This is a genomic window from Streptomyces bathyalis (genome assembly GCF_015910445.1).
Classification (GTDB): Bacteria; Actinomycetota; Actinomycetes; order Streptomycetales; family Streptomycetaceae; genus Streptomyces; species Streptomyces bathyalis.
The window spans coordinates 4627290-4640913 of sequence record NZ_CP048882.1 but is presented as its reverse complement, the minus strand read 5'-3'; the positions used below and the strand labels follow the sequence as shown (position 1 = coordinate 4640913).

Sequence of the window (13624 nt, the reverse complement as noted above, 5' to 3'; positions counted from 1 at the left end):
TCGGGTGGTTCACGTGACGAAGAAGATCCCGGCGTCCGTGCCGGCCGGGGTGTATTCGGCGAGACGTGCCCGGAGGCCGTCCGTGCGCTGCGGCTGGTACAGGTCGTGGAAGGCGCCGAGTTCGCCGCCGTCGTCGGCGCCGCGTCCGACGGCGTCGGGGCAGCCCGCGGCCAGCTGTGCGTAGGCGGGTGTGCCGTAGCGCTCGCTGGTGAAGACGGGCCGCACCATCCGGGTCTCCGGGCGTTCCCGGTCGGGGACGCAGCGGAACCGGCGCGGTGTGCGTGACCCGTGCGGGACGTAGCTGAAGCGCATGCAGCCCAACTGCTTGCGTGCCACGTCGACTTCGCCGGTGAAGATGCTGTTCTCCGCGATCCGCACGGCGTGCGTGTGCACTTCGCCGATGACGGTGGTGCGGTGGGCGTGGAGGACGGCGTGCGCGTGCCGGCAGTCGGGCGCGGAGAGGGCCTCCCGGTGGTGGCCCGTGGCGTCGAGGATGCTGTCGCGCAGATGCAGCGGCAGCGGGTCGGTGCCGACCTCGTCGCCGATGACCTCGATGGTGCCGAGGATGCTGCGGTCGACCTCCACACAGGCCGTGGTGGATTCGAGGACGAGGCTGGGTTCCTGCGGGGAGTGCGGACCGCAGTCCTCCTCCAGGCTCCAGCCCGGTACGAGGGTGCAGTGCCGCAGCACGAGCGCGCCGACCGGCCCGCTCACGTGGATGCCGCGGCCGGTGATCAGCAGTCCGTCGAGAACGGCCCGCGGCTCCTCGCCGGGTGCGCAATCCCCCTCGGACGCACGGATGTTGAGCGCGTCCGGCCGGTTGCTGTACCAGTCCAGGAGCCGGACGACGGGGCGGGTGCCCTCGGCGGCACGGACCTGGAGGCGGTCTCCGGCTTCCAGGTCGAAGTCGAGCTGCTCCTGCCAGGTCCCGCTGTGGGCGAGTTCGATGATGCCCTCGCCCGGGCAGCGGCCGCCCGCGCGGTCCTCGCGCCACTGGGCGTACGCGTCCATGATCCGCTCGTGCGCCTCGCCGGGACCGACCCGGTAGACGGTCGCGCCCGGAGTCCGCGGGCGGTCGCGGACGTATTCGCCGCCGCCCATCTCCTCGGAGAACGCGTAGTGGTAGGTGACCCACACACCCTGCCGGGGCGCCGAACGGGAGCCGAAGGCCATGCGGCCCAGCTCCGGGTCGACGGCGATCTGGCCGCGCCGCGGACGGTAGCGCCAGTCGCTCAGGTCCGCGACGACGATGTCCTCCATCGGCACCGGCTCGTCCTGTCCGTCCCGCCAGACGGTGAAGCTCTTGCCGGGCCCGTAGTAGTCCGCGAGGCGCTCGGAGAGCCGGCGGCGCCCGATGGCATCGGGCAGGTTGTCCGCCGTGGCGATGTGCGCGGCGTGCGGCTCGGGTTCGGGCTTCGTCACGAGCGGGGTGTCGTTTCCGAGGACGGAGAAGGTGTACAGGTTGCGGGCCCGGTCGATGCAGTACGCGGGTGCCCGGGTGACGGAGTACGGGCTCAGCCGCCACACGTACAGGCCGACGCCCGCCGGGGTGTGGCCGCCCTGCCGGCGACGGGAGTCCGCGCGCCGGACGTCGGCTGTACGGGCAAGGGTGCCGAACGGCCCTGCGGCGAGGTCGAGTTGAGAGCTGTCGCGCAGGTCGGCGAGTCTGCCGCGGCCTGCCCTGCGCACATCGGCGGTCGGTGTGGCCGCGCCGTAGAGCCGCACGGGCTGGTGGTGGGCGAGCCCGCGGGAGAGCTCGACGGCCCGCGAGGGCCAGCCGGCGACGCTTTCCGCGAGTTCCTCCAGCAGCGGAAGGGTGCCCTTGCGGCGCCGGTTGGCGACGGTGGCGGCGACGTCCCGCCGGGGCGAGAGGACTTCGGCGAGGCGGCGGCGCGAGGCGTCCGCCGTCGCGTCCGGGCTGCCGGAGGCGAGAACCCGCTCGTATCCGGGGAGCGGGCGGTGCCCGACGAGGTCACCGAGGTACGGCAGAGCCCACTCGGCGGCGGTCTCGACGAACCAGTCGTCGTAGCCCTGCTCGACCTGGGTGCGTATCCGGTCGGACTGTTCCGCGATGACGGCGAGCAGGGCGCGCAGCGGCTCCCCCTGCTCGGCGTCCCGCAGACGGTGCCACTGCGGGAGCAGGTCTGCGAGGTGGTTCGGCTGCCTGGTCACTGGTCGGCCTCCGTCAGGACGAGCGAGTCGGCGGTCTTCTGGGGCAGCAGCACGAACTGGGCCGCACGGATGCCGCGGAAGACGCACACGGAGCGGCCGCGCTCCAGCGGCCGGGTGTCGGTGATGTCGGGGTTGAGCCGCAGCAGTTCCTCCAGCGGGACGCCCCGCTCGGCGGCGATGTGGCTCAGGGTTTCGCCCTCGGGCGCGGTGACGCGGTGGAACTGTTCGTCGTACGCGGCCGGTTGGGCCGGAACCGTGCGCGGCGGGCCCGGACGCGTCAGCTGCTCCACGATCCGCTGCGGCGGGGTGCCTTCGGGTATTCCGGTGAAGACGTCGAGGTCCACCCAGTCGACGCCGGGCACCGTGTGCGCGGCGGCAAGCGCGTCGGAGGGCCCGGGCCGGTACGGCCAAGTCGCGGCCCGCGAAGCCCAGTTCGGCCTGGAGGGCCTGACGCAGCCGCGGTTCGACGTACTGCCAGGAGTGGTCGCGGGCGACCTTCACCTTCGCCGCGACGACCAGCACGACGAGTTCGCGGGTCTCGACGCGTACGGGGAGACGTGCGTCGCCGTACCGCGCCAGCGAGGCGCGCAGGGCCCGCAGGGTCCGCGAGTCCGGCTCCAGCGGGATGTCGTCGTCCCCGGCGACGGTCAGATGAAGCAACCGCCGCCTGCCGTCGGTGACTTCACGCGCCACTGCCCTGCCGATACCGGCGCGGGAGCGGGCGAAGTCCTCGTAGTCCTGCGCGGAGACGAGCCTGTCGAGCGCGGAGACGGCGAGCGGGATGCGGCGCCGGCCCGCGGGGAGACGTCCGGGCCTGCGGGACTGAGCGGCGTGCGCGGGCCCGTCGGGATCGGCGCCGCCGGTGGCGCGAACGGGGTTGGTGACCCCCGTGACGCCGAGCGGGCGGGTGACGGGCTGAGTGATGCGCCGGGCCGGGACGTTGGCTTCGGCGCCGGTGCCGAACCGGTAGCGGGCGCGCACGTTCTCGTGCCCGGACGGCAGCCGTGCGCCGTGCACGCCGTCGCCGAAAGTGACGGTCGTACGGCCGTCGCCCGCCGTGCCGGTGACGTACACGCGCTCGGTGGGGCCCCGGCCCGCGAGGCTGTCGACGGGATGCCACAGCAGGCCGTCGACGCGGATCTCCAGGGTGGGCCGCGCACCCAGCGGGCCGGCGTCCGGCAGCCAGGTCAGCGGCGCCTGCCAGAGCCTGAACGTCTGGTGTGTGCGCCCCGCGTCACCGCTGCCGATGGCCTCCTCGCGGCTCTCGCCGTGGGTGGCGGAGACGACGTTGCCCTGGACGACGACGGTGTCGCGTCGGTACCGGTGCTCGAGGTCCCCGGTCAGGGTGAGGACCGTGTGCACGTGGTCGCCGGGCAGCCGCGGGTCGAGATACTGCTCCGCGCGGGCGACGACGGCGAGTTCGGTCGCCTGGACTCCGGACGTGTGCGGCACGTCGCTGCGCTCGCCGCTGAGGGCGATGGTGCGGCCGGGGCGGAGTCCCTCGTAGAGCCGGTCGAGGACGATCTCGTTGCCGTGCACGTCGTCGTCCAACGGCTCCTCGGCGAGGCGTAGTTCGGTGCCACCGGCGTACACCGTCGTGTCCCGGATGTGGGAGAGCAGCACGTCCCGCTCGTCGAGCCAGGGGTCGGCGAGGGTGAGTTCCGTGCCACGTCCGGTGATGCCGTAGTCCGCGTAGGAGGCGGTGCGCACGGCCGTGACGCGGGTGCTGACGAACTTGAGATCCGGGTCGCCCGGCACTCCGCCCTCCGCGCCCTTGCGGGGCCTGGAGATGACGACGCGGCTGCCCACCTCGATGCTCTCGTGCACGCCGTCCAGCCGCAGGATGCTGCGGCCTTCGGGGTCCGGCACGGTGGCGAGGACGACCTCGACGGACGCCGGTTCGCTGCGGGTGGTGTAGCGGGCGGTGACCTCGATGTCGCCCTGACGCGTCCGCTGCTCCTCCCCGGGCTTCAGCAGCCAGCCCGCCGTGTCACCGTTGTGCACGGCCACCTGGACGGCGCCCTCTTCGCCCGGACGTGAGATGAACACCGTGCGCTCGGGCAGACCGGGCAGCAGCCGGACGGTGACTCCGGGCTCCTGCGAGGTCTCGGGACGACGGTTCAGCCAGCCCAGGCCATGGTCCTGGCCGGTGCGCGAGTGCAGTTCCACACGGCCGGGACCGAGCGTGAACGAGGTGTCGGCGGGCAGCGCCTCGGTGCGCTGCCGGGACAGGTCGTAGCGCGCATAGCCGAACTCGGCGCGCTGCGGCACCTTCCCCGTCGTGTCGAACTCGATCCGGATGCCGGTGAGTTCGGCGCCGCTCAGCGGCCAGTCCGTCGTCTGCACGACGCGGCCCGTCGCGTCCTGTACGGGCTTGAGGGGAGCCGTCGAGCCGAACGGGGCCGCGGTGACCCGCATCGCCAGCAGTTCCCGCAGCGCGTCCGGCACCGAAGGCGCGTCCGCACCCGCGGGCCTCGCCCGCTGCCAGGCGCCGTACAGCTCCCGGCCCGTGGCGGGTTCCAGCGCGCTCAGCAGTCCGGCGGCGAGGCCGGCGCCGGCGGCCGGACCGTGACCGGATGGGGACCTGCCGGTGTGCGGTGCGGTAAGGCCCGTCGAGCGCAACGCCGGCAGCAGCGTGTCGAGCACGCGCAGCGCCGGCGTGCCGCCCCCGGATGCCGGGGACGAAGACGCGGGCTGTCCGACGTCGCCCAATTCGGCGGCACGCTCGGCGAGTTCGCCGAACATGGCGGCGAGCGCGGCGAACCAGGCGGCGGGCTCCTCGTACGGCGCGGCCAGGGCCTCCGCCTCGGCCAGCCGATCGCGGGGCTGATCGAGGCGGCGCACGAACTCCCGTGGAGTGATGAGCAGTTCGAGGTCTTCGCGGAGCGGGGCCAGTACCTGCTCGTCGAAGTCCTCGATCAGCTTGCTGACGGGACGGGGGTTGGGCACCGGTCGGCCCCCGGCCTGCGACCCCTCGTCCCCGGCGTCCCCCTCGTCCGCGTCGTCCTCGGCTCCTGGCTCCTCCGGTTCGGGCACGGTGATCCAGGACCGGAGGAGTTCCACCAGCTCGTGGAGAGTGGGCGGGGCGGAGTCCGGGAGGCGGATCGCGGTGATGTCGTCGTCGCGGTCGATGCGGGTGTCCGCCACGGTCAGCAGCTCGTGCTTGCCGCCGCCGAAGACGAAGAGCAGGTCGTCGCCCTTCTTCAGCGGTTCGGCCGTGCCCGCCACGTAGATCTCGGAGCGCTTGTCCAGGTCGCCGGGGAGGATCAGGGAGGGCCGGCGGCGGCGCACCTTCAGCTGGTTCCACTCCGCGCGCGCGAGCAGATCCTCGTCGGTCTCGTACGTCTGCGCCTCGTCATCCGAGGCGGTCGGCACGCTGTGACTGCGGGAACCGCGCGGGATGAGCACATCCGCGTTCCCGTCGGCGCGCGGGTCGCGGTCGACGGTGTAGGCGAGGTACGTGCCCGCCGCGACGCCGGGACGCGGCCTGTGTCCGACGAGCCGGGCCAGCATCGCGAGCGAGCGGTGCTCGTCCGCCGTGCGCAAGTAGCCCTCGTCCGCGATGCGTTCGGAGTGGAAGGTGAGCAGATCGCCGAGTACCGCCCATGCGTCGAGCAACGCGACGGCCGGATCGTCGGTGGTGCGCGCCGTGAGCTCGCGCAGCGCCGGATAGGCCGGTGAGGCCAGCCGGTCGAGCATGGCGGCGAGGAAGGTGCCGTGGGTGCCGGTCCTCAGCTCCAGTGCGGTGCGCCCGGGAGGGTTGTAGAGGGCGGCCGGTGCCCGGTTCTCGTCGTGGCCCCCGCAGCCGCAGCCGCAGTCGGAGCCGGAACCGCAGGAACTCCCCGCGCCGGGTGAGGTGTTGCGGAACGCTGTACTCATCGGGCGTCACTCCCCCAGGCGTCGCCGGGGGTGCCCCCACCCGCGAGCGTGATCTCCAGCGTGCCGTTCTCCGGCAGCACCGGGTCGTTGTCGCACTGGGCTGTTTCCAGCGGTCCGAGCCGCAGCACCCCGTCCTCCAGTTCTCCTCGGTCCTCGTGGAACTGCCTGCGCAGCCTTGTCACTTGGAGGCTCTCCACGCCCGCCACCGCCGCTCCCGCGGCGACCAGGCGGGAGAGCCTGACCGGTTCGCCGAAGGTGAGGGCGTCCGGGTGGAAGAAGCCGAGCCCGCGTCCGCCGGGCAGCGGGCGGGAGCCGAGCACGCGGCGCAGCTCCGCGAGGATCTGCCCGTGCTGGTGGCCGGGGGCCGCGCACACGGTGATGGCGATGTCGAGCGGAACGGCCCTTGCGGGGCGGACGATCAGGTCGTGGCCGATCCTCCGGCTGCCCTCGAGCGCCTGCTCGACGGCGGCCAGCAGCTCCGCGGTGGGCTCGTCCGAGCCGTAGGCGTCAATGGCGACGTGTGCCTCCGAGACGCTTCCCGTCCAGCGGATCTCGGCCGCCGCGCGCTGCACGCCGGGGACCCGCGCCGCGAGGTGCGCGTAGTCGTCGGCGGTGACCGCGCGGAGCCGGTTGCGCTTCAGGCCCAGCGGCGCCAACTGCCGTACCTGGTCGACCGGTTCGGGGGCGGTACCGCCGGTGGCGGGCAGCGGGTTGCGCACTCCGGCGACGGGCATCGGCTCGTCCGCGTCCACCGCGTCGGGGTCACGTCGCAGGACGAGGTGGCCGATTGCCTCGGCACCGAGGTTGCCCGCGGTGCCGCCGCCCGTGCGGTAGTGGAGGGCGAGCCTGCTGCCCGGTTCCGGCACGGCTCCGTACAGGCCGTCGCCGAAGCGGAGGGCGAGGCGTCCGTCGTCCTCCAGCTCACCGGTGAAGTGCCGGTCGTACGGGCCGCTTTCGAGCAGGTCACGGCGCGGGTGCCACACGTGTGCGCGACCCCTTGACCCGCCGTCGTCGCCGACGTCGTCGCTCACGGCGAAGACGGCGGGGAGCGCCGAGCGCGGGTCCTGCACGGCAGCGGCAGCCGCGCCGTGCAGTACGGGATCGTCCGGGTGCAGTCCGGCCGCGTAGGCGGGGCCCCAGGTCCGGGCGATCTCCCAGGAGATGCGTCCGTCCAGCACGGTGCCGGCGCGCGCCCGTGCGGTGAGGACGGTCAGCCGCCGCAGCTTCGCCCCGAGGTGGTGCTCGCTGCGGTGCAGCAACTCCCGCAGGGCGGCGACCGGATGCTCGCTCAGGGCGAGCCGCTCCAGCAGCCGCAGCCCGAACAGGACTGTCAGCTCCGCGATTTCGTCGTCGGAGAGTCCGTCGCGGTCGCGGGCCGATTGCCACAGGACGGCCAGCCGCTGCCGCACCGCCTCCGGAATGGCGGCGAGCCGCTGCGCCTGTCCGTCGGCGATGTGCCGCGGCTCCGGAAACGGCACGGCCTGCACGACCGGCTGATTCTCCAGCACGGGCCGCAGGCGCGGCGCGATGCCCGGGTAGACGGACTGCGCGAGGAGGGAACGCAGGGCCGCGGCCTGTCCGTGCACGGTCGCCGGGTGGACGCGCTCGCCGCCTCCGGCCGGGGGTGCCCCCACGCCGCGGAGCCCGGCGTTCTCCAGACCGATTCCGGCGCGTGCGGTGGCGTCGGCGCCCAGGAGTGCGTGCAGTTCGCGCACGCCGTCCGGGGTGAGCTGATGGCCGTGCTCCGCCTTGCGCAGAAGTGAGTTGACCAGGCGGGCGGGCGGATTGCCGGCCTGCCGGTCGGCGCAGCCAGACTCCGGTTCGCAGGACGGCAGCACCGCCGGCTCCGGCGGCACGACCATGGTCTCCGGAACGGTCCCGTTCCAGGTGAGGGAGCGGCCGTGGTCGGCCAGAACGGTGTTGCCGCGCGCCACGGTGACGTCGGTGACGAGTTCGCAGTCGGGGCCGCCGAGCGTGGACAGCACCAGCGGGAACGCGAGCGCGTCCTCCTGCGCCCAGGTCACCTCCAGTACGGGCTGGCCCATCAGTTCGTCGACGGACTCGGTGACGGAGGTGAGCCGCACGGGCTGGCGGTGCGCCGGGTCCGCATCCCCCGGGGTGCCGGTGCGGGCGCCGCGTACCTCCTCCAGGATCAGCAGGTCGCCGGGCCTCAACTGGAGTGTCCGGCTGGTGTGTTCGTCGTCGGCCCACTCGTCGCGCAGGGTCGCCGAGGTGGCTCCCCTGGGCAGGAAGCACTGCTCGTCGCCCCAGGTCCACAGCCGGATGGCGTTGTGGGCGGGGCGCAGATGCAGGGGCCGGTCATCCAGGGGCTCGAAGATCTCGGCGGCACCGCGCTCGTCGAGGCCGCCGAGTTCCTCCTCGTCAAGAACGGTTCCGGGAGCCGGCGGCTCGTGAAGTCCGGGCGTACGGAAGTCGATCGCGGCGAAGCGGTAGCTCCCGGGGTGCAGGACGAGGGGCTCGGCCACCTCCAGCGTGACGAAGGCCCGCGCGTTGCAGCCGTCGTGCATCGGATAGTCGATGAGCCGCACGTGCCTGCGTACGGACACGCGGCGCCGCGCAGTGTCCAGGTAGGCCTCGGTGGCTACGGCGTCCTGCTGGTAGCTGATCCGGTCCGCGGTGTGGGCGAGCAGCTCCACGAGGGTGGTGCCGAGGCCCGCGGGATGCCGCTCGCGCCAGTCGGGAGCGGTCAACGCGAGCCGGTCGAGGACGACTTGGCGAAGGGTGTCGAAGTCGCGGGCCGTGTAGTCGATGACGGGAGCCGGTGCGCTGCCGCCGCCGGCCGTTGCGCCCTGAGGTGAGCACCAGCCGTCGTCGGCACAGTCGAACGGGGAGGGACAGTCGGTGCCGAAGCGGAACTCGGCGCTGTAGTAGCGCTGGTCGAATCCCGGGTAGGGGTCGCTGCCGGGACGTCCTCCGGGGCCCTCCTCCACGAGGGAGAGGCGGTAGCGGGAGGTGTCACCCGTGCGGTCGAGGACGACCAGCAGCCGGTCGTCGAGCTCCGGGTCCTCCTCCCGCTCGACGCTGACCCTCTCCGCCGTCAGGCCTGTGATGCGGCGCCCGCCGTCGATGCGGACGTTGCCGGGCCGGATGCCGTGCGGGGCCTTGCCGAGGAAGGTCACGGTGAGGGTGCGTCCGTCGTCGCCGACCTCGACCCCGTCCACTCCGCCGAGGCGCGCGGCGCGGATCCTGCCGCGCCGAGTGTCGGTGCGGCAGATCATCTGCTGCCGGGGGCTGTTCACGCGGCTGTCCTCCCTTCGAAGAGGTCGTCGCGGCGGGTTGCGCTCGCGCCGTGCCTGATGAGGTAGCGGAGCCGGACCCGCACCGTCTCCTCCTCGCCGGTGACGTCGACGCCCTCGACCTCGACGAGGTCTCCGAGCCAGCGCTGCAGCGCGCCCTGCACGGACATCTCGACGGTGGCAGCGAGTTCGGGACTGTTCGGCGCGAACGCCAGGTCCAGCAGTCCGCAGCCGAAGTCGGGCCGCATCACACGCTCTCCGGGACTGGTGAACAGCAACTGCTCGATCAGGTCCCGCACATGCTCGTCGTACGGGGCGTGCGCGGTGCGGCCCCTGCGGTCGATGCGGAACGGGAAGGCGATGTCGGTGCGCGGCTTGCGCGTACTCATCGGCAGCTCACTCCCTGCTGTGCGGCGCCGACAACGGGCGGACCCTGCGGCGTGAGGTCGGCGGAGAAGCACTGTGCGGCCGTGGTGTTCAGCAGCAGCGGACGCCCGCCGGAGAGGGGCCGGGCGCCGCTGCCGGGGCTGAACCGGACGGTGAGGCAGGGGCGGGGCCGGCCGCCGGAGATGTGCGGGCAGCCGGTGACGACGAAGGCGTCACCCGCCCTCGCGACGGGCACACCGGCGATGCGCACGGGCCCCGCCGCACCTTGCGCGGGTCGTACGGTGCCGCCGTGCGGGCAGCGCAGCGCGCTTGCGGTGGTGAGGGGACTCGAGACGGTCCCCGCGTTGTCGGACACGGTGTTTACTCCCCCTGGTTTTCTCTCGACGGCGTTCTGGCAGCTCTCAACGGCGTTGCTGTGTCGGCCGGTTGTGCGCCGCGCCCTCAGCCGTCCCGCCGTACGGTCAGTCCGCCCTCGTTGATGTCCACGTCGCGGCCGGAGACCGAAATGGACGCTCCGTGGCCGCTGTTGATGACGACGCCCTTCTCGTCGATCTGCACATACGCACCGCCCGGCGCCTTCAGCAGAATCCCCGTGCCGCCCGGCACGTCCGACATGACGATCTTGTGTTTGCCCTCGGTCTCGATGACGACCGGGTGGCTGCCCGGCAGCTCCTTGACGACGTCCACCGGCAGTTCCGCCGCCTCGCCGTACCAACAGCCCGTCCAGATGGGGAAGCTGGGGTCGCCCTGCTCGAACTCCACCCACACGCCCGCGCCCACCTGCGGCAGCACGAACTGGCCCGCCGCCGTGCCCGTGAACGGCAGGCACGGCAGCGCCCACGTCGACGCCTCGTCCCCGAGCACGTCCGGCACCTGCGCGGTGATCCGGCCGATGCGCAGCGGGTCCTCGTTGTCGACGACCCTGCCTCGGTACTTGCCGAGGAAGCGGTTGTTCTGTGCGGGTGCCATGCGGCGGGCTCCTTGAGCTTCGTGGCTTCGTGGGCGGGTCGGCGGCTAAGGACGGACGCGGTCGCTCCGGGCGATGAGGCCCTCGCGGGAGAGGGTGAAGTTCTGCCTGAACGAACCGGGCTTGAGGTGGTGGGTGACGCTCTTGACGTAGTAGTCGCCGTCATACGTACATCCCGCGCCGCGCACGCCCACGAGTTCGCGGGGGCGCAGCACGTATCCGTGCCGGGTGACGTCCAGCTGGCCCGAGCCGGAGATCGCGTCGGCGGACGTCGCGGCGCGGGCCAGCGCCTCGGCCTCCGCCTGCGCGGGGTCCTTCTTCGCGGTGCCGGCGAGGGTCTTGCGCTTCAGCGCCGGCGTCGGCTGCAGCCCGAGCGGCGGACGCAGCGGATCGATGGGCCGCTGCGGCAGCAGGCGCGACTCCCGGTTGCGCGGGTCCTGCACGCGGGCCTGCGGCTCCTCGCGTGCGGTGCCGTCGTAGGCGAACGTCAGCTGCTCGACGGTGGATCCGGTGTCCATGTTGACGCTCAGCGCGTGCTGCCTCTGTCCGAGCCGCTGTTCGGGGCCCCAATACGCGGTGGAGCGGCCAGGACGGGGGCCGGGATCGAGGTAGAAGGTGTAACCGTTGGCGCGGGCAAGGTCGTTGACGTACGCGAGGTCCGTGCCGGTCTGGTAGTCGACGCGCAGCTCCTGGCGCGGCTGCTGCGGTATCTGCTCGCGGATGATGCGCGGTTCGATGCCGTAGTCGGCGTAGTTGCCGAGGATGCGGGCGACGCGCTGCGACGGGGCGAGGTTGGGGAAGCGGTCGGTGCGCTCCTCCAGGTCCATCAGCAGCGTGAGGTCCTCGCCGGTGACGGTCAGCGTGGAGTGGCCGGGCTGGTTGCTCGCGCCGACCTCGTGCCGCACGATCAGGCCGTCCAGCAGCACCGTGGGAGTGCCCTTCACGGTGACGGTGACGATGACGCGCGTGCGGGGGCTGAAGAACCCCTCGGGCAGCAGCCGTTGAATGATGGCGCCGCCCTTCGTCAGGTCGAATGCCATCTGGAAACCGCTGCGTTCACCCGACGTCATGGTGATCTGCGCCGACAGCAGCGCCTCGGTCACCTCCGGCGGTACGGGCTTCGTCAGCTTCGGCCCCATCAGCAGTCCCAGATGGACGGGACCGCGGCCGACGGGCTGTTCAGACACGCGGCGCCCCGCTTCCGCCGGTTCCCGGGAAGCCACCCGGGACGGGGATGTCTATCTCCTGGCCTGGCTCGTCCGTCAACTCGGCAGGATCGAAGACCGGGTTGGCGTCGGCGATGCGCCACCACTGGCCCGGATCGCCGAAGTAGCGCTGGGCGAGGAGGTCGGGCCGCTCCCCCGCGCTGACCGTGTGCGTGGCGAGGTCGTCGCCGTCCGTCTCCTGGGTCGGCAGAGGCGGCAGTAACCGCCGCTTCGTGTACCGGACTTCGGTGCCGTCGGGCATGCGGTGCACGCCGATCTCCGCGTCGTGGTACCGGCTGTCGCTCGGATACGGGTGCGCGCCCGGTATCCGGTCCAGCGCGCTCTCGTACGGCTCGATCCCTGCCATGGTTCCCCCTAGCCCCTGCTCGTACCGCTCGCGGTGAACGTTGTGCCGCCGCCCAGACCGCCCGCACCGCCCAGGCCCAGCGCGCCGATGCCGATGCCGGGTGCGATGCCGGCGAGGCGCTCCTTCTGCGCAAGGTGCGCCATGTACAGCTCCGCGCCGCGGTGCCCGGCCGGCAGATCGCTGACCGACAGCACCTTCATCCCGATGCTCAGCGCTGCCCGCATGGGGTTGAGATTCACGTCGAACGCGGACTCGTTGACGGACAGTTCCGTCAGCCGCACCGGCATCACGCGCTTGCTGCCCCAGGTGAACAGCGTCAACGGCTTTTCAATCGGGCTGATCTCGATCGCGCCCTTCTTCGACAGCCTGCTGTTCTCCCGGATCTGCGCCGTGGTGGGGTGCACCAGCATTTCCAGCGCGGCCAGTTGAGGGTGGATGCCGTTCGGTGAGGCCACCTCCAGCTGGTCGGTGGAGTCCAACTCGGCCGTGAACTTCCACGACTCCTGGGCCGGACCTTTGAGGCGCAGGGCCTCGTTCTTGTCGCCCCCGCCCTGCCCTTCGCTGTCACCGCCGGCGGACTGCGGTTGCAGCGACCGCTCCAGGGTGTCCGGATTGAACTGCAGCACGATGACGCGCTGCGGTGTGCCGCGCTCCGGGTCGAGGATGACGATGCCGGAGCGGATGGGGCGGGGTATGTCCGCGTAGCTCACAGCCGGGCCTCCAGACGCTCCTGAAGAGGTGAGTAGTCGTAATCAGGGAAGAGCCGTGGCAGAGCATCTAACATGCGGGTGATCCATTTCACGGTCGTCTGGAATTCGTCATGCCCCAGCGGAGCCCGGGTGAACAGGTGTTGCCAGCCGAACACGCCCTTGGTGAGGCGAAGGAGATCCATGTATGTGGTGTAGTCGAGTTCCATTCTCCATAGGCCTCGGCGATGGTCGGAGAACCAGAGCTCAGGATTTCCCCCACTTGACCTCAATCTGATAGCGGAGAAGGAACCAGCCCCGGTGAAGGGGCAAGCATCGATGACACGGAGATCCTTTCCGACACGTTCCTCTCTCTCCGTGTAGAAGAGGGAAGTGAAATCGGGCGGATCTCTCCATACAACATCTGTAAGGGGGGTGAGGTAGAACTCGCCCGTGACGAATGGATATGGCTCCACCGTCTGCCACTGACTCCCGATCTTGGTAATCCTGACAGATTTCCGATAGAGGGAGGAATCAACTGACGCCTCGTCCCTTAAGTCTGCAGCTTCGTTATGCGAATTCTCCGCGAAGGCGGGCTCGTTGACCTCATTGATGACTTCTACTCCCACGCTCTCCCGCAGTTCACGCTGAACTCGGAGCCACTCCTGGTCCCATGCGCTCAAGTTCGCCATGGTGTCACCTCC

The 13624-nt window shown here is 71.7% G+C and carries 9 protein-coding genes; all 9 read right to left on the bottom strand.

Annotation, left to right across the window (positions count from 1 at the left end):
• Positions 1–9: 9 nt before the first annotated feature.
• Complete coding sequence (locus G4Z16_RS20165) at positions 10–2172, bottom strand: hypothetical protein (protein ID WP_197352116.1); 2163 nt, start codon at positions 2170–2172, stop codon at positions 10–12.
• 3875 nt (positions 2173–6047) lie between these two features.
• Positions 6048–9290 (bottom strand): putative baseplate assembly protein, encoded by a 3243-nt coding sequence (locus G4Z16_RS20155; protein ID WP_197354779.1) that lies wholly within the window; start codon positions 9288–9290, stop codon positions 6048–6050.
• Positions 9291–9307: 17 nt separating this feature from the next.
• A complete protein-coding gene (locus G4Z16_RS20150) occupies positions 9308–9697 on the bottom strand; it encodes a GPW/gp25 family protein (RefSeq protein WP_197352115.1) in 390 nt (129 codons plus the stop codon).
• Entirely contained in the window at positions 9694–10050 is a 357-nt protein-coding gene (locus G4Z16_RS20145; RefSeq protein WP_197352114.1) for a hypothetical protein, read from the bottom strand. Before G4Z16_RS20145 ends, G4Z16_RS20150 begins: the two co-directional genes overlap by 4 nt.
• An 86-nt stretch (positions 10051–10136) precedes the next feature.
• A complete protein-coding gene (locus tag G4Z16_RS20140; protein ID WP_197352113.1) occupies positions 10137–10664 on the bottom strand; it encodes a phage baseplate assembly protein V in 528 nt (175 codons plus the stop codon).
• 45 nt (positions 10665–10709) lie between these two features.
• A complete protein-coding gene (locus tag G4Z16_RS20135) occupies positions 10710–11849 on the bottom strand; it encodes a hypothetical protein (protein ID WP_197352112.1) in 1140 nt (379 codons plus the stop codon).
• Positions 11842–12234 carry a LysM peptidoglycan-binding domain-containing protein gene (locus G4Z16_RS20130; RefSeq protein ID WP_197352111.1) on the bottom strand — a complete coding sequence of 131 codons (393 nt, stop codon included), beginning with the start codon at positions 12232–12234 and terminating at the stop codon, positions 11842–11844. Before G4Z16_RS20130 ends, G4Z16_RS20135 begins: the two co-directional genes overlap by 8 nt.
• Before the next feature lie 8 nt (positions 12235–12242).
• Positions 12243–12944, bottom strand: a complete 702-nt coding sequence (locus G4Z16_RS20125; RefSeq protein ID WP_197352110.1) for a CIS tube protein — start codon at positions 12942–12944, stop codon at positions 12243–12245.
• On the bottom strand, positions 12941–13612 hold the full coding sequence (locus G4Z16_RS20120; RefSeq protein ID WP_197352109.1) for a hypothetical protein: 672 nt from the start codon (positions 13610–13612) through the stop codon (positions 12941–12943). The genes G4Z16_RS20125 and G4Z16_RS20120 overlap by 4 nt, the downstream gene beginning before the upstream one ends.
• Positions 13613–13624: the final 12 nt, after the last annotated feature.